Origin of the sequence: Pseudomonas sp. LG1D9 (genome assembly GCF_002949995.1) — a bacterium.
In the GTDB taxonomy this organism is placed as follows: Bacteria; Pseudomonadota; Gammaproteobacteria; order Pseudomonadales; family Pseudomonadaceae; genus Aquipseudomonas; species Aquipseudomonas proteolytica.
Genome location: NZ_CP026881.1, coordinates 6,017,181 through 6,032,284 on the forward strand (window position 1 = coordinate 6,017,181; position 15,104 = coordinate 6,032,284).

General features: G+C 60.4%; 15 protein-coding genes. 5 read left to right on the forward strand and 10 right to left on the reverse strand.

Annotation, left to right across the window (positions count from 1 at the left end; translation table 11 throughout):
• Positions 1–11: 11 nt before the first annotated feature.
• Positions 12–1,565 carry a type VI secretion system protein TssA gene (gene tssA, locus C5F71_RS27550; protein ID WP_104912682.1) on the reverse strand — a complete coding sequence of 518 codons (1,554 nt, stop codon included), beginning with the start codon at positions 1,563–1,565 and terminating at the stop codon, positions 12–14.
• 544 nt (positions 1,566–2,109) lie between these two features.
• Between tssA and C5F71_RS27555 the strand changes: the two genes are divergently transcribed.
• A complete protein-coding gene (locus C5F71_RS27555; protein ID WP_029291189.1) occupies positions 2,110–2,625 on the forward strand; it encodes an Hcp family type VI secretion system effector in 516 nt (171 codons plus the stop codon).
• A 54-nt stretch (positions 2,626–2,679) separates the two neighbouring features.
• On the opposite strand, the gene C5F71_RS27560 is transcribed toward C5F71_RS27555, so the two are convergent.
• Positions 2,680–3,501, reverse strand: a complete 822-nt coding sequence (locus tag C5F71_RS27560) for an aldo/keto reductase (protein ID WP_104912491.1) — start codon at positions 3,499–3,501, stop codon at positions 2,680–2,682.
• Between the two features lie 87 nt (positions 3,502–3,588).
• A complete protein-coding gene (locus tag C5F71_RS27565) occupies positions 3,589–4,614 on the reverse strand; it encodes an AraC family transcriptional regulator (protein WP_104912492.1) in 1,026 nt (341 codons plus the stop codon).
• Positions 4,615–4,839: 225 nt separating this feature from the next.
• On the opposite strand from C5F71_RS27565, the gene C5F71_RS27570 reads away from it, so the two are divergent.
• Positions 4,840–5,778, forward strand: coding sequence for a transporter (locus C5F71_RS27570; protein ID WP_104912493.1), 939 nt, complete (start codon positions 4,840–4,842; stop codon positions 5,776–5,778).
• A 263-nt stretch (positions 5,779–6,041) separates the two neighbouring features.
• On the opposite strand, the gene C5F71_RS27575 is transcribed toward C5F71_RS27570, so the two are convergent.
• The 5 genes from C5F71_RS27575 to C5F71_RS27595 all read right to left on the reverse strand — a co-directional run bounded on the left by C5F71_RS27575 (position 6,042) and on the right by C5F71_RS27595 (position 10,962).
• Entirely contained in the window at positions 6,042–7,253 is a 1,212-nt protein-coding gene (locus C5F71_RS27575; protein WP_169904604.1) for a DSD1 family PLP-dependent enzyme, read from the reverse strand.
• A 68-nt stretch (positions 7,254–7,321) separates the two neighbouring features.
• A complete protein-coding gene (locus tag C5F71_RS27580; RefSeq protein ID WP_169870718.1) occupies positions 7,322–8,650 on the reverse strand; it encodes a D-arabinono-1,4-lactone oxidase in 1,329 nt (442 codons plus the stop codon).
• A 77-nt stretch (positions 8,651–8,727) separates the two neighbouring features.
• Complete coding sequence (locus C5F71_RS27585) at positions 8,728–9,084, reverse strand: cytochrome c5 family protein (protein ID WP_070994213.1); 357 nt, start codon at positions 9,082–9,084, stop codon at positions 8,728–8,730.
• A 143-nt stretch (positions 9,085–9,227) separates the two neighbouring features.
• Positions 9,228–9,980: an outer membrane beta-barrel protein gene (locus C5F71_RS27590; RefSeq protein ID WP_104912495.1), complete on the reverse strand. Its 753-nt coding sequence runs from the start codon at positions 9,978–9,980 to the stop codon at positions 9,228–9,230.
• 148 nt (positions 9,981–10,128) lie between these two features.
• Positions 10,129–10,962 (reverse strand): arylamine N-acetyltransferase, encoded by an 834-nt coding sequence (locus C5F71_RS27595; RefSeq protein ID WP_104912496.1) that lies wholly within the window; start codon positions 10,960–10,962, stop codon positions 10,129–10,131.
• A 160-nt stretch (positions 10,963–11,122) separates the two neighbouring features.
• Between C5F71_RS27595 and C5F71_RS27600 the strand changes: the two genes are divergently transcribed.
• The gene (locus tag C5F71_RS27600) at positions 11,123–11,365 is read left to right on the forward strand and encodes a DUF6555 family protein (protein ID WP_029291166.1); all 243 of its coding nucleotides are present in this window, start codon (positions 11,123–11,125) and stop codon (positions 11,363–11,365) included.
• 59 nt (positions 11,366–11,424) lie between these two features.
• Here C5F71_RS27600 and C5F71_RS27605 read toward each other — a convergent pair whose 3' ends face one another.
• Positions 11,425–11,634, reverse strand: a complete 210-nt coding sequence (locus tag C5F71_RS27605) for a DUF6021 family protein (RefSeq protein ID WP_104912497.1) — start codon at positions 11,632–11,634, stop codon at positions 11,425–11,427.
• Between the two features lie 144 nt (positions 11,635–11,778).
• On the opposite strand from C5F71_RS27605, the gene C5F71_RS27610 reads away from it, so the two are divergent.
• Positions 11,779–12,300, forward strand: a complete 522-nt coding sequence (locus tag C5F71_RS27610) for a DUF3087 domain-containing protein (protein WP_104912498.1) — start codon at positions 11,779–11,781, stop codon at positions 12,298–12,300.
• A 36-nt stretch (positions 12,301–12,336) separates the two neighbouring features.
• On the opposite strand, the gene C5F71_RS27615 is transcribed toward C5F71_RS27610, so the two are convergent.
• The gene (locus C5F71_RS27615; protein WP_104912499.1) at positions 12,337–13,203 is read right to left on the reverse strand and encodes a Dyp-type peroxidase; all 867 of its coding nucleotides are present in this window, start codon (positions 13,201–13,203) and stop codon (positions 12,337–12,339) included.
• A gap of 140 nt (positions 13,204–13,343) precedes the next feature.
• Here C5F71_RS27615 and C5F71_RS27620 point away from each other — a divergent pair, with 140 nt between their 5' ends.
• Positions 13,344–14,969 (forward strand): NADP-dependent glyceraldehyde-3-phosphate dehydrogenase, encoded by a 1,626-nt coding sequence (locus tag C5F71_RS27620; protein ID WP_104912500.1) that lies wholly within the window; start codon positions 13,344–13,346, stop codon positions 14,967–14,969.
• Positions 14,970–15,104: the final 135 nt, after the last annotated feature.

Below are 15,104 nucleotides of genomic sequence, written 5' to 3' on the forward strand. Positions count from 1 at the left end.
GACGGGAAAACCTATTCGAGTACCGCTTCCAGATCGACCTGGCACAGCTTGCGATGGACATCCTCCCTGCGCTCGCGCAGGCCATGGCCCTGGGGCAATACGTCGTAACAGGCGTACAACAGTTGCAATACCTCAAGGGTCAGATCGGGCTCCCAGCGATATAGGCCGGCGTGCTGTAACTCCTGCTCGAGCTGCTCAAGCTGGATCCTGGCCAAGTCGTGCTTGGCACCTTGGATACACAACCGAGCCAGGCCAAGGCGCCAGTAACACCGCGCCCGATCACCCCGCGCCGCCTGCATGGCACTTTTGTAGGCCTGGACCGCAACTTTCAGCCCCTCCTTGCGCAGCAGCGGAGCAACCACCTGCAAGGCCTCCTCCCATGGCGCCGGACCGGCGCCGCCAGTGTTCCGGACCGGCACCCGTGCTTGCAGGTGGCGGCTGACCTGGGTGTCGATCCATCCGCGGGTGGCGGCATCGGCAAAGGGCGCTCCATCGTGGAAGCGCAACTGGGCGAGCCCGGGTAATCGTTGTAGCAACAGGGCGAACTGAATCTCTGTCTCGACCATTGCCAATTCGGCCTGCTGCGCTTGCAGGCACTCCCAGACCATGCGCACACCGTCAAACCAAAAAGGCGCACTCGCCAGGCTGGCTTCAAGCTCCAGCAGCAGGTCGGCGTAATGCCCTTGGGCAAATCGCTCCTGGTAGCGCTTGAGCTTGTCGGGCACCAGCCCGCGCAAGGGCGTTATCTGATCGCTGTTGCTATCGGGAAGACCGGTGATGCCCAGCCACGCCAGTGTGCGGTTGAGGCGCAAGGCCCGCAGGTCAGTGGCGTTCTGGCGCAGCCACCAGGCACATAGGGGGCGAGCGTTGTCTTGCAGTGCGCGCAGGAGCTTGTGTACGTCTTTTTCGTTGTTCACCACAGGCTCAGGCGCCAGCAGTTGAGTCGCCGCCTGCTTGACCTGGGCAACCACCGCGCTTACCCCGGACTGTGGCGCAGCGCTCTCCTGGGCTCGTTGCAGCTTGTCCGCGAGATGCCTGCGGGCTGCCAGCAGCAACGGAGCGTCGTCCCCCAGGTGCCCAACCCATAGCTCGTCAAGACACGCCAAATGCCCAGCCATGCACTGGAACAGGGAGCGTTGCTCTCTGAGGGCAACGCTCTGCGCCAGTACCGGCTCGATGCGCTGCATCAACCAGCCAAAGGCCGCGATGCGAGTCCGCTGCTTGATGGGGTGTACCGTCGTCCAGTGGTGTTCACAGAGGTAGCGCAACATGCCAAGCCCAGCCAACAGGCCAGGAAAGGACTCACACCGATACAGGGCCCACGTCAGCCAGGCAACGACCCGCAGATCCTTGGACTCGTGACGCAACAACGCCTCGCTTTTGTCCATGACCTGCTGCCAGTCGGGCTGGTTGTTACCATGGATCAACCGGGCCTTGTCCAACTCGCTTTCCAGCGCTTCGTACGCTGGCGAATAACGGACGTCCGGCCCTGCAAAACAGGCAATGGAGATCGGTGAGCGGGCAACTTCCAAGTAATGCGCAGAAAGTTTGTCTGAGTAAATCATGATGGGCTGCACTGTGCTGATCAATGCTGAATTAAAGTATGGCAAACAGCTATTAAGCGCCGAAGACATACTTGCTGAATTCCATTTTCACGCTGGGACAAGTGCAAACAATAGCAGCCAGATTTTATTGGACAAGCCACTAAAGCGTAGTTAAGTAGAATCCTACAAAGATAATAAAATCTCGCAACTTTGTAAGCGCACGTAATCGATGCTCCTGCCACACCAAGAGGTTTCCAGCCTTAGCGAGCCTCATACAGCTTGCAGGGATGCGCAAAAAACTGCGCACTCTTTTCAATCAACTCACCTTGAAAGCAAACATTCACCTTTCAATATCGTGACGTGCCCAACAGTGCAAATATCTGCGCACTATTGCGCAAAGAAAACCAACTTATAAACCAGAAATCATACCGCCCATGCACCGTCACGCCCCCTCCTCCAAGAAACGCCCTTATTTTATTAGGCCAACTATTATCCGGCACACTTCTTGTTAGCGAGTAGTAGCGCCCTGTGGCGCCAACTTATCTATCAGGCAAGGAAACCAATTATGCCAACACCCGCATACCTCTCGATCACCGGTACCAAGCAAGGTTTGATCACGGCAGGCACGTTCACCCAGGATTCGGTAGGCAATATCTATCAGGAAGGCCACGAGGACCAGATCCTGGTCGAGGCCTTCCAGCATCAGGTCATCATTCCCCGTGATCCGCAGTCGGGCCAACCCACCGGCCAGCGTGTACACAAGCCGCTGATGATCAGCAAGGTATTCGATAAATCTTCACCGTTGCTGTTCAGCGCACTGACGTCGGGGGAAATGGTCAAGTGCCGCCTGGAGTGGTATCGCACCTCCTCCGCCGGCACCCAGGAGCATTACTTCACCATCGAGCTGGAGGACGCGATCATCGTCGATATCCAGTCGCGGATGCCCAACTGCCAGGACCCGGGAAATGCACACTTCACCCACCTTGAAGATGTGCACTTTACCTACCGCAAAATTGTCTGGACCCATGAGGTCTCGGGCACGTCCGGCTCTGACGACTGGCGCAGCCCGGTAGCGGGTTGAACCCGGCCACAGGTGAGGCGGTAGCGCGGAACGCGCGCCCGCCTCAGTAGGGCTTCAGACCATTGCCAGCGGATGCTTGCGTATCGGCGCACCGAATACTCGGTCGATAGCGTCAAGGTCATGTTCGTCGAGAACCAGCCTGGCCGCGGCGGCATTGAGGCGCACATGTTCGGGGGTGACGGCCTTGGGGATGGCGATGACACCGGTCTGCCGCAAGACCCACGCCAGGGCAACCTGGGCCGGTGTGACTTGATGTCGACGGGCGATCTGCTTGAGGGTGGGGCTGGCCAACAGTTCCCCACCCTGGGCGATTGGGCAGTAAGCCATCAACGGCAGGTGATGCTGTTGCCACCAGGGCAACAGGTCGAATTCAATGCCGCGCTGTTCGATGTTGTAGAGCACCTGATTGGTGGCGCAGGCGGGTGATGCCAGCTCCTGGAGGTCTGATACGTCGAAGTTGGAAACGCCCCAGCGCCCGATCTTGCCGGCCTCCCGCAGTCGTTCAAAGGCTTCAACCGTTTCGGCAAGTGGGTGTTGCCCGCGCCAGTGCAGGAGATACAGATCGATATGATCGGTGCCCAGCCGTTTGAGGCTGGCCTCACAGGCCCGGGGAACTCCCGCTTTGCTGGCGTTATGCGGGTAGACCTTGCTGACCAGGAATACCTGCTCCCGACGCCCTTGGATCGCCTGCCCGACCACTTCTTCAGCACCGCCTTCGCCGTACATCTCGGCGGTGTCGATCAGGGTCATGCCTTCGTCAATGCCCAATTGCAGCGCAGTCACTTGCGCTGTACGCCGTCCAGGGTCTTCACCCATACGCCAGGTGCCTTGGCCGATGACCGGGACTGGGGTACCCGCCAGATCGATGGTGCGCATGCCAACCTCCAGATAAGTGTGCGTTCCCCTAATGTGGCACTGGCCGGGCAATAGGGTTCAATGCAATTGCGCGGCCCGGCGTGGCCCTCATCCCACGCTGCGGAATGCGCTGGGACTAAGCCCCGTCCAGCGCTTGAACGCCCGGCGAAAGCTGCGCACATCACTGTAGCCCACCTCTTGGGTAATGCGTTCGATGGACAGGCTCGGGTTGCCCAGCAGCCCCATGCACCGGGCGCGACGCACCTGTTCCAGCAAGGCTTCGAAGGTCAGCCCATGCTCGGTCAGACGCCGGCGCAGGGTGCGGCCGCTCATGTTCAGGTCACTGGCGACCTTCTCCAGTTGGCTGCCCTGCAAGTCGCGGGAAATAGCGCGTTCCACCGCCTGGATGAGGTCCATTTTCCGGTGTAGTTGGGCACTTTCCAGCTCCAGCAGGCCAAGGGCCTGGCGCAATGCCAAGGCGTGGTGATTCGGCAGCGGCACGTCGAGCCACTGGGCCTCCAGGACCATGCGGTTGTGCAGGCAGCCAAAGCGCACATCGTCACCGAACAAACGCTGGTACTCGGCGGCATACGCCGGTGGCGCGTGCATGAACTCCATGCGCAGTGGCTTGAACTCACTGCCCACCAAGGTCCGCCCGTAGATCATGAGGCTGGCAAAAAACTCCTCGGCGGCAAATACCTGGACCTCGGCAAAGGGCAGCAGGCACTCGACATCGACCATGACCTGCTGGACGCCTTCGTGGATACGCGAGGTGGCGATGCCGCCGGAGGTGTGTTGGTGCCGCTCGCCCACGGCAAAGGCATCGCGCAGGGTCTTGCACAGTGAGATGACATGCCCGAGCAGGCCCAGGGTGCCCAGCACATTCTGATTGCCGACACACAGGCCAAGCCCCTGGTCTGGCAGGACTTTGAGTGCACGCTGGATCATCGCCACCGCCTGGCGGTAGGAAATGCGCAGCGCCGGGTCATCCAGGTCTGCCAGGGTAAACCCCAGGCCACGGCACAGATGCTCGGCATTGGCGCCCTTCTGCGCCGCAACCTGCCCCAGGGTTTGCAGGAGAAAAGGCGAGACCAGCGCCAGTTCGTAGTGTGGATCAACGGTTTTGCTGTGCATGGATCTGCGATTCCCGACTCTATGCCCGGTTATTGTTTTAGAAACATCCTGACAATCATAGGTGCTTGCAAGGCTTGCCGCACTCTGAATGAACGCTGTCCGGCAAAGCCCCCCTATGTGGCCGCCAATACCCTGCCCTCCGGGGCGTCGAGGGCTTATTTCTATGGGCAAGGCTCCGATGAGGGCCGACGGTGCATTCATCCAACAATAATAATGAGCCCAGACATGAACCCGACCCGCGCGCTTGCCCCCCTGCCCCTTGCCCTGGCCCTTCTCAGCCTGCCGACCCTGGCCACCGAGGGCGGCGTGGACAATATCGGCCCCGGTACCGATGGCTTTTACATCCTGCCGCTGGATGTGGATCACCTGCCGGACCACATGTTCGCCTTCAACCTTTACTACAACCACTATGAAGCCACGAAGCTGGATATCAGTTCCCTCGGGGGCAAGGTGCCACAGGTGAAGATCCGCTCGGATGCAATTATCCCGCGCCTGGATTACCTGAGCCCGTTGCGGGTGTTTGGCGGGCGGTTGGGTGGCTATATCGCCCAGCCCTACCTCAAGCAACAAGTGGCCCTGTTTGGCATGTCTGACCAACGTGAAAGCATAGGCGACACCACTATCGCGCCGATTATCCTGTGGGACCTGGGCAAGAATCTGACCCTGGGCGCCGCGGTAGAAATCACCGTGCCTACCGGTGAATACGACGCTTCGCGCCTGGCCAACACCAGCAACAATTTCTACACCTACAAGCCGCTGGTGTCAGTGACATGGCTACCTGACGAGCGCACTGAGCTGTCGATCAAGACCACCTACAGTTTCAACCAGGAAAACCACGCTACGGACTACCGCTCGGGGCAGATTTTCCACTTCGATTACTCGGCCAGCTACAAAGTGACCGACAACCTGAGCCTGGGCATCAATGGCTACTACCTCAAGCAGACGACTGACGATAAGCAGTACGGACGCACCGTGACCAATATCTATGGCGAAGAAGTCAACGACGGTGTGCGTGGCCAGGTGTTTGCGATTGGGCCGGCGGTGTACTTCACCTTTCTCGAGTACGCCAGCGCGGAGGTCCGTTGGGCCAAGGAGTTTGATGTCGAGAACCGGCCGCAAGGCGATATGTTGTGGGCCAAGCTGACAATTCCGTTTGCCTTGTAGCAACCACTCGTGGCTAGGGGGCTTGTCCTAATGCCGTTCAGTTAAGCCTTTTTGTAGGAGCGAGGGGGGCGCCTAGTTCTTGCTCGCGAAGAACTTGAGAGCGCCGCGTTTACCTAGCCAACACGCGTTATCGTTGACGTCCTTCGCGAGCAAGCTCGCTCCTACAGAAAGCAGAATCCGCTTAACTGAACGGCATTAGGGCTTGCCCCCTAGCCACAACAAGGCCTTCACCACCGTCGGTGCCTACATAGGGACGCGGTATTTCATCCGGTGTAAACCGGCCAGCTGTCGACTATTTTGCCGCCGCGCACCGCCAGCAGATCGCCAAACTGCAAGAGTACCGACTCGGTCTGGGCCGGGCGCAGGAACACCTGGTCGTCGATGTTCAAGCCAACCCCAGGCGAACCGTTGACCATCTCCTGGTTGGAGCTACGGCCATACAAGCCATTGCTTTGCAGCCCCGCAGGCGACTCGAAATCGGCCATCCAGTTGCCGCCATAGATAAAAAACGTGGCGCGTTGGTTGCGATCCCACCACGACAGCAACCGGGACTTGTCGTCCAGCGCCGGGATGTTGACCGCACCGGTACTTTTGAGGACGGGCGTGGCGATGTAGGCCGCCGGGACATGCTCACTCAAGGAAGGCAGATCGTAATGCGTAGGCTTGAGCAGCGCCGTGCCTACCGAGACTTCGCTGCTCAACTGTTCCTGCTCATGCATCCGGTAGCTGGGGCTGCCAGCGGTATTGAGTGTCAGGTCATCACGCCACAGCGTCGCAAACTGCTGGCGGCTGAAGTCGACAAAACCGTTGTAACGTTGCATGACCTTTTCGAACAGCGCCTGGGGCGATCCGAGAATGCCCGGCACGCCCATGCCGACAAATGGGTCGTAGCCCATGAAGCCGGCAAACTCCAGGTGCTGCGGATGCGCGCGGATCAATCCCAGCATTTGCCCCAGCACCGCGTTGTCGCTGATACCGCCGCGATGCAGGCCCACATCCAGTTCGATATTGATCCGCAGCCGCGTGCCCAGGCCCTGGGCCAGCGCCAGGTATTGTTGAAGGCGCTGTGGCGTGTCCAGCAACCACTGCAATTGCCGGGCGGGATCGAATGCCCCTTGGTGGTGTTGATAGAACAGCTCGGCCGAACGTACCGGCAACGGCTTGCCCAGCAGGATATCGGCGTCGGGAAACACTTGGGCGTCGTGGTTGAGAAAGGGTTGGTGAAACGACATCAAGCGACGGGTACCCGCGCGCTTGGCGATGTAGGCCAAGAGCCCCGGTGCTGGCAGGGATTTCTCCACCAGCCGCAGGTGCTTGCCACCACGCTGTACCGATTGCATGACGATGTCGATGTTGTGATCCAGGCGATCCAGGTCTATCAGCAGCACCGGACGCATGGGCCCATGGGCCTTGAGCTGCTGGTTCAACTGGCGAAAATACTCGCTGTACGGCGACCCTCGGTCAGCCGGACGCAGCAGCGCCGCGCCCGCCACCAGCAAGGCGCCGGCGCCCAGGGTACCGGCCATGAAGTGTCTGCGATTCATCAGGCAACTCCCAGGATGGATGACAGGTGTGCATTAAGGAATTTGCCGCCGGGGTCGAGGGCCTGGCGCACTCGCGCGAACTCATTCCAGCGCGGGTACAGGGCCTGCAAGGTGCGGGCATTGAGGGTGTGCAATTTGCCCCAGTGCGGCCGCCCGGCGTATTTCCAGAAGATCGGCTCGACGGCCGCGAAGAAGTTGTGGTGGTCCATGGTGTAGTGCTGGTGCACCGAGATCGAACAGCTGTCGCGGCCTTCAAACATGCTCAGGGGAATATCATCGGCCTTGACGTAGCGGTACTCGATGGGAAACCAGGTGCGCAGGTCCTTGTCGCGGATCAGCTTGAGGATTTCCCGCAGGCAGGCCGGGCCATGCTCGGCGGGCACCGAATACTCCATCTCGTTGAAACGCACGTTGCGTACGTTGGCGTAGATTTCGAATGACTCGGCCACCCGGTCCTGGAAACTGGCGAAATAACGCAGGCTGTTGAGCAACGTGCGGCGTGCCTGGGGAAAGTCGCTGGCGTATTTGTCGAGGTTTTCGATGATCGACACAAACTCATTGCCGCCCGCCTCTGCCGGATCGATCGGTGGGGTCGGAGCGTCGGTGGTCTCGTTGAGAGCGATGGACAAGGCGTAGTCCGAATGTGTTACCACCAGCATCTCCCAATGCTGGTTTTCCCGGGTGTTTTTCGCCACATCCTCCAGCAGTTCTTCGGTGCGGGCGATCCATTGGCGCTCCCGCAGGCGGTAAGGCGTGCGGTTTTGCAGGCGCACGCGGGTGGCTACGCCCAGCGCGCCCAGTGACACCCTCGCGGCACTGAACACCTCGCGCTCACGGTTGGCGTCGCAGTCCAGCACTTCGCCCTGGGCCGTCACCAGTTGCAGGCCGGTGACACCGGCGGAATACGAGGAAAACCCGACGCCAGTGCCATGGGTCGAGGTGCTAATGGCCCCCGCCAGCGTCTGGTAGTCGATGTCTGCCATGTTCGGCAACGCCTGGCCGACCGCCTTGAGCGCTGGCCCCATGCGTGACATGGGTGTGCCAGCAGCGAAGGTGGCTTGCAGGGTGCTGGCGTCGTGGTCGAGCAAGCCGTTGAAAAAGCTCAGCGAGAGTAATGTGCCATCAGTCGGCACCAAGGCACTGAACGAGTGACCCGAGCCCACTGGACGGATCTTGCCCGGCGCCTGGCGAATGGCCTTTACCAACTCCCCCAGGTCCTTGGGTGCCAGCCGCTCAAGGGGCAGGCAGCTTTGTGCCCCCGACCAGTTACGCCAGGGGATCAAGCGCGGTGCCCGGGCCAATTGCGCCAGCGCCGGGTTACTGCTCATCGCCAGAAATGCACCGGCCACCGCCGAGCGCTGCAACAGTTGCCTGCGTGAAAGCACCATCACCTACCCCATTGTTGTTATTGGATATGAACACCGGCCATGAAACCGATCAGCCCCAGGAACTGCTCCTCGGAGCACTGCATGCACAGGCCCATCGGCGGCATGCCGTTGTAGCCGTTGAGGGTATGGTCCAACAGCGTATCCGCGCCCTGGGCGACACGCGGGCTCCAGGCCTGGCTATCGCCGGTCAGTGGCGCGCCGGATGCCGGGTTGGCGTGGCAGAGTTTGCAACTGCTGTCGTAAAGCTGGGCCAGGGTCGGATCGGTGGGTACGGCGTTGCGCGCCGTAGTCTGTTGCGGTTTGTCGTCACAGGCTGACAGCAGGCCAAGCAAGGCCAGCAGCAAACCGATGCGACAGGAGGTCGTAGACCACATAGCCACCCTCTCTTTTTAGGTATGAACAGCTGGGTTCACACTAAGTCAGTGGCGGCGCGGTGTTGAGGGTATTGGCGGACATAAAGGGGGCTTGGGCGGACAGGGTTGGGCGACCGGCGAAGCCGGCGCCCGTAACAGCCGGCTTAGAAAGCCAGGCCGACCTTGAAGCCGTACTCATCGCGCTTGAGCTTGGTGTTATCGGCCACTTCCGAATCCGCATCGAGCTTGTACTCGGTGCGGGTGTAGTACAGGCCAGCCATCACCGGCAGGTCGCCGTTCTGGTTCATCAGCAGGCTGACTTCGGCGTAAGGGTTGGTGCGGTCCTTGAGGTCCACGGTATCGCTGCCAATGCCGTCGACCTTGAGCTTGGCGCGGCCGTCGAGGGTGTGGCGGGCGCCGACTTCGACGCGCATGGTCATGCTGTCGAACTGATGGTTGTACCCCACCGCAGCCTTGGCAAACGGCGACTTGCTGGTGAGTTTCATGTCGTAGTCGTCGGAGTCTGGTTCATAGCGAGTCCAGCTATAACCACCACCGACCAGCACATCGACAAAGTTGCGTGCATCCAGCGCGGCGCGCCAACCCAGGTCGAGGTCAGCCTGGCCTTCCTTGAGCTTGTTGTCGCTTTTCTTGCCGAACTTGGCGTCTACACCGGCCTGGTAGATAAAGCCGGATTCGGCGGTCAGCTTGTTGCCGAAGTTATAGAACACGCCGGCTTCGGGCATATGGTCCTTTTCGCTTTCGCTGCCGCCTTCAAGCTTGAAGTCGTTGTAGCTGCCCAGGATACCGAAGGTGGAAATCGGGTCGGTGGACGGTGCAGCGAAGACCACGGCCGGTGCAGCAACCAAGGCCAGGATCGAAGAATTCTTGAGGATTTTTCCGAATAGTTTGGACATCGTCTTACATCTCCATTTTAGGGTGGGCAAATTATTCAGGAACCGGTTCGAACCCCCTGCGGCGCGAAAGGTTCGAATTAATTTGCCTTGATTTGGAGGTAAAACGCTTCAGCGAAGGCTCTGGATCAAGCCTCTTTGAGCGGGCCCATCACGTATCGGCCAATAACTGCGCGAGTTTCGGGCGTAGCTGTGGGTGTTCGGGCAGGCGCAAACCGAACGCCTCTTGCAGCACGGCCAACAGTTCGTCGACATCGGTGATCCGACGTTTCTCACTGTCCCGGCCCAGGTGATGCACGGCGTAGTGGGCATTGTTCAAGGTACGCCGCAGCCCCGGTCCGATAAGGGCCACTTTCAACTGCCCGAGGAACGGCGAGTCAGGGTGAGTGGATACGTACCAGTTGCCGATTTCGTAGTCGAAGTGCGACTGCGGCTGCAGGTCGAACACGTATAGCCCGCGCCATTCCTCGCCAACCTGGGCCCATAAGGTGTAGCTGCCGGCATTCGAGGTCAGTCGATAGGGTTCATGGGCGGTGGCCTGGGGCGCCTGATCGTCCAGGCGCAGGGGGCTGGTCGGCACCATGCCACCAAAGCCGACATCGGTGATGTAGCGTTCACCGTCCAGGGTCACCAGGGTCAGGCGATGCGTGCGGGCGGTCAACGCATCGGGTGGCCCGCCCATCACCACGCGGCCAGTGATACCCCGTGCGTCGAAGCCCAGTTCTTGCAGCAACGCCAGGAACATCTGGTTGAGCTCGTAGCAGTAGCCACCTCGCCCGTTGAGCAGGACTTTTTGTTCGACGCTGGCCAGATCAATGGGGACCGGCACCTGCAAAAAGGTGCAAAGGCTTTCGAAAACGAAGGTACTGACATGGCGCAATTGCAACTGGGCCAGGGTCTCCAAGGTAGGCGCTGGCGGTGTGTCATACCCCAGGCGTTGCAGGTACAGGCTGCTGTGAGACAGGCTCGGTGAATCCTGATGCATGGCGCATTCCTTGGGCGTAGAGCGAAGGTTTCACTAATACCTGTAACCGGTGCCGCTGCCAATACTGATCTGTAGCAAGAGGTCGGCGTGTCACACCACAAACTTTCTGAACCTTTCTGAACCTAATTGCATCAACTCCATATCAAAACAGGGAGGCAATATGGGCACGGCAACGATCTACACCATCCATTACAGGCTGCACGGCGAACCCAAGTCCTTTGTGGTGCGGGCGGAGGTGATGAACAACGCCGAAGCATGGCATTGGGCCAGCTGTGATGCTGGGGTGGCCCACGTCGGGCGCATTGGCCGTCAGGGCCATGAACGCACCAAGAAAACCACCCGGCCATGGGCGGAGAAATACGGCATCACCGAAGTTACCTGGATCGCACCCCAGCGCTTGTAGTCGCTGGGGACTTGGCAAGGGGCTGGCGAAGACGCCGTATCGCCCCTCGCCACAGGCCGCTATAGCTTTAGATTGCCCAACGGATCATAAGCCGGCTGCTTGCCGGCTTTGTGTTTCTTGTCCAACGGGGCAATGGCCGGGCCGACCGGGTCTACCTGCGGGTCGGCCAGATCCGGGGAGTCCGGATCAAAGCCCAAGTCGTGCTGATCACTGGCATGTTCCGACGAGTGCGGGCCATCAGGCTTTTTCGATTGTTCAGTCACAGTCATCTCCTTCGCCTTGCTTGCGATGCATACAGCTATTAGAGAAAACCCTGGCCGCCATCGTTCAACTTTCTCACGCCCGCCTACAAACCGTGAGAAGATGCCGCGCCGCGCAATACCCCTACTTAGCTCATGGAGACTGCATCCCGCATGTTTGAGATCAAACCCGTCGATCCGCAAACCTATCGCCAGCAGACCCGCCGCAGTACGTTGATCGTCGCGGTGATCTTCGTCGCCCTGGCCATGCTGCTGTCGAGCCTGGCCGTGATGCTGTTTGGCGAGCCCGGTGGTGACAACTTCCGCTTCAATATCGGTGGCGTGGTGGCTGGTGTGGTGCTGACCATTGCCTTGGTCCGGGGCCCGCTCTGGTCGCAGGCGTGGCTGGCGCCGGCGGTCTATGGCTGGCAGCTCAAACGCAACCTGATGCGGGTGACCAACGTGATGCACAAGGTGACCGAACGGGTACAGGCCAACGATCCGACGGCGCTCAAATTGCTGCGGTTCTATCACTTGGGGTTGACGCAGATGCACGAGCTGGACGCCAATTCCAGCGCACAGGCGCAGTTGGTCGGGGAGATCGAAAAGCATAAGGCGCAGATGAAGGCGCTGGGGATCAAGGCCGAACAAACACGCCTGGATCCAGCGTGGCTGAAGGCCATGAAGGACAACTGACCTTGTAGGAGCCCGCAAGCGGGCTCCTACAGGGGGTCAGGCGGGGAAGATCGCGCCAAGGTCCAGGTGCCCGTCCTTGAGCGGCGGGCACCAGTAGTAGCCACCGGTCAACGGCGTGCTGATGCGGTACAGGCCATCGACAATCCCGTCTTCCAGGCCGCTCATGCGGCGTAACTGGGCCTCAAAGGCATCGAAGGAGTGGCCGAACGCGAGGAACATCAACCCCGCCTGGCCATTTTCGGCCCAGGGCATGGAGCGGCGCACCACAAAGGCTTCGGGGGTGAAGCTCTCCTGGGCGGTGCGCTTGACGTGGGCGGACTCGGGGGCGTCGTCCAGTTCTTCGTTATCGCCATGACGACGCCCGATGATGTGGTCGCGCTCCTGGGCCGGCAAGGCGGCGAAACCATCCAGGTCGTGCTGCCATTGCTGGATCGCGGCAAAGCTGGCGCCGCTGCCGGCGACGGCGGCTTCGACGGCGGCGTCGTCGTGGGGGTTTTCGGTGCCGTCTTCGTAGTCGGTCAGGTCAAAACCAGTCTTGTAGCGGAAACCTTCAGTCATCTGCACCAAGCGAAACGCCGGTGCCAGGGCTTTCTCAAAGGCCCGGCTACGCAGGAGCAATTCACCCCGGTCGTCGCCATGCAGCCAGCACCACAACGCCTGCTGCGTGGACGGGTTGTGGGCAGCAGGCCCCGAGATCTGTGGGAAACTGCGCAACCCTTCGATCTGTGCGCCAAGGGCCTTGACCAGCGGTTCACCCAACCCCACCACCACTGCCGAGTCGACCAACTGCACCAGCGCGTCGAGCGCTGCCGGCACGGCGTCAATGGACTCGATGGCAAAAAACAGATGGCGTGCCTGCAATGGCACCGGTGCGGCAAGAATGCCCGGCTGGTACTGACTCATATGAACTCCTTCAAGAAAGCCGCGTAGTTTACCCGGCACAGCCCCACTGTGCGTAGGGAAATGCGCGTAAGCCTTGCAACAGAGCCCTCGGATGGGGGAATCTCTGACTCAAGCTGTGCAACCACTCCAGGGGTAGCGACATGACCACCAATCACCTGCTTGCCAATCTGTTTCCCCGCGCCAACGACATTCCCGAACAATTTCGCCTCGCCGCCCCCATCGAACAGCGCGACTATCTGGTCGACGGCCAGTTGCGCACCTGGAACGGCCCCTTGGCCCAAGTGCGCAGCCCGGTCCAATTGGTCGGCGCTGATGGTGACACGCCAGTGATTATCGGCAGCACCCCGCTGCTGGATGCCGACACCGCCCTGCTCGCCCTCGACGCAGCGGTGCGAGCCTATGATCGTGGCCAGGGCCAATGGCCGACCATGCGTGTGGTCGAGCGGATCCAGCACGTCGAGGCTTTTTTGCGCCGCATGCGCAAACAGCGCGATGCCGTGGTGAAACTGCTGATGTGGGAAATCGGCAAGAACCTCAAGGATTCCCAGAAAGAATTCGACCGCACCTGCGACTACATCACCGACACCATCAATGCCCTAAAGGAGCTGGACCGCCGCTCCAGCCGCTTCGAGCTGGAACAGGACACCCTGGGGCAGATCCGCCGCGTGCCCATGGGCGTGGCACTGTGCATGGGCCCCTACAACTACCCGCTCAACGAAACCTTCACCACGCTGATCCCGGCGCTGATCATGGGCAACACCGTGGTGTTCAAGCCGGCCAAGCTTGGCGTGCTGCTGATCCGTCCGTTGCTGGAGGCCTTTCGCGACAGTTTCCCGGCCGGGGTCATCAATGTGATCTATGGCAGCGGCCGCGAAACCGTCAGTGCGCTGATGGCCAGCGGCAAGGTGGATATCTTTGCGTTTATCGGCACCAACAAGGCAGCCAGTGATTTGAAGAAGCTGCACCCTCGCCCCCATCGCCTGCGCGCGGCCCTGGGGCTGGATGCGAAAAACCCCGGCATCGTATTGCCGGAGGTCGATCTGGATAACGCGGTCAACGAAGCCGTCACCGGCTCGTTGTCGTTCAACGGCCAGCGCTGCACCGCCTTGAAAATCCTGTTTGTGCATGAAGCGGTGGTCGAGCGTTTCATCGAAAAATTCAACCAGAAGCTCGCCACCCTCAAGCCGGGCATGCCCTGGGAGGACGGTGTGTCGCTGACACCGTTGCCGGAGGTAGGCAAGGTGGATTACCTCAATGGGCTGGTGGCCGATGCCGCGCAACACGGGGCCACGGTGGTGAACGCCAATGGAGGTGCCAGCCGTGGCTCGTTCTTCTACCCGGCGGTGCTGTACCCGGTGAACCCGCAGATGCGTGTGTATCACGAGGAGCAGTTTGGCCCGGTGGTGCCCATCGTGCCCTATCGCGACCTGGACACGGTGATCGACTACGTACTGGAGTCGGATTTCGGCCAACAGCTGAGTATTTTTGGCACCGACCCGGCGCAAGTCGGGCGCCTGGTGGACACCTTCGCCAACCAGGTGGGCCGGATCAATATCAACGCCCAATGCCAGCGAGGCCCCGATACGTTCCCGTTCAATGGTCGCAAGAACTCGGCCGAGGGCACGCTGTCGGTGCATGACGCGTTGCGGGTGTTCTCGATACGCACCCTGGTGGCAACCAAGTTCCAGGACAGCAACAAGGCCCTGATCAGCGATATCATTCGTGACCGGGCGTCGAGCTTCCTGACCACCGACTATATTTTCTAGATTCGACATTGCTCCAGTGTGGGGTTTGTGTGGGAGCGGGCTTGCCCGCGATAGCGCAGTGCCAGGTTAGATACAGTTGACTGACCCACTGCCATCGCGGGCAAGCCCACTCCCACATTGGACTGCATGACATCT

Bases quoted from the DNA above. Each gene is read 5' to 3' on its own strand.
- tssA (WP_104912682.1), bottom strand. From the start codon at position 1,565: ATGATTTACTCAGACAAACTTTCTGCGCATTACTTGGAAGTTGCCCGC.
- C5F71_RS27555 (WP_029291189.1), top strand. From the start codon at position 2,110: ATGCCAACACCCGCATACCTCTCGATCACCGGTACCAAGCAAGGTTTG.
- C5F71_RS27560 (WP_104912491.1), bottom strand. From the start codon at position 3,501: ATGCGCACCATCGATCTGGCGGGTACCCCAGTCCCGGTCATCGGCCAA.
- C5F71_RS27565 (WP_104912492.1), bottom strand. From the start codon at position 4,614: ATGCACAGCAAAACCGTTGATCCACACTACGAACTGGCGCTGGTCTCG.
- C5F71_RS27570 (WP_104912493.1), top strand. From the start codon at position 4,840: ATGAACCCGACCCGCGCGCTTGCCCCCCTGCCCCTTGCCCTGGCCCTT.
- C5F71_RS27580 (WP_169870718.1), bottom strand. From the start codon at position 8,650: ATGAGCAGTAACCCGGCGCTGGCGCAATTGGCCCGGGCACCGCGCTTG.
- C5F71_RS27585 (WP_070994213.1), bottom strand. From the start codon at position 9,084: ATGTGGTCTACGACCTCCTGTCGCATCGGTTTGCTGCTGGCCTTGCTT.
- C5F71_RS27590 (WP_104912495.1), bottom strand. From the start codon at position 9,980: ATGTCCAAACTATTCGGAAAAATCCTCAAGAATTCTTCGATCCTGGCC.
- C5F71_RS27595 (WP_104912496.1), bottom strand. From the start codon at position 10,962: ATGCATCAGGATTCACCGAGCCTGTCTCACAGCAGCCTGTACCTGCAA.
- C5F71_RS27600 (WP_029291166.1), top strand. From the start codon at position 11,123: ATGGGCACGGCAACGATCTACACCATCCATTACAGGCTGCACGGCGAA.
- C5F71_RS27605 (WP_104912497.1), bottom strand. From the start codon at position 11,634: ATGACTGTGACTGAACAATCGAAAAAGCCTGATGGCCCGCACTCGTCG.
- C5F71_RS27610 (WP_104912498.1), top strand. From the start codon at position 11,779: ATGTTTGAGATCAAACCCGTCGATCCGCAAACCTATCGCCAGCAGACC.
- C5F71_RS27615 (WP_104912499.1), bottom strand. From the start codon at position 13,203: ATGAGTCAGTACCAGCCGGGCATTCTTGCCGCACCGGTGCCATTGCAG.
- C5F71_RS27620 (WP_104912500.1), top strand. From the start codon at position 13,344: ATGACCACCAATCACCTGCTTGCCAATCTGTTTCCCCGCGCCAACGAC.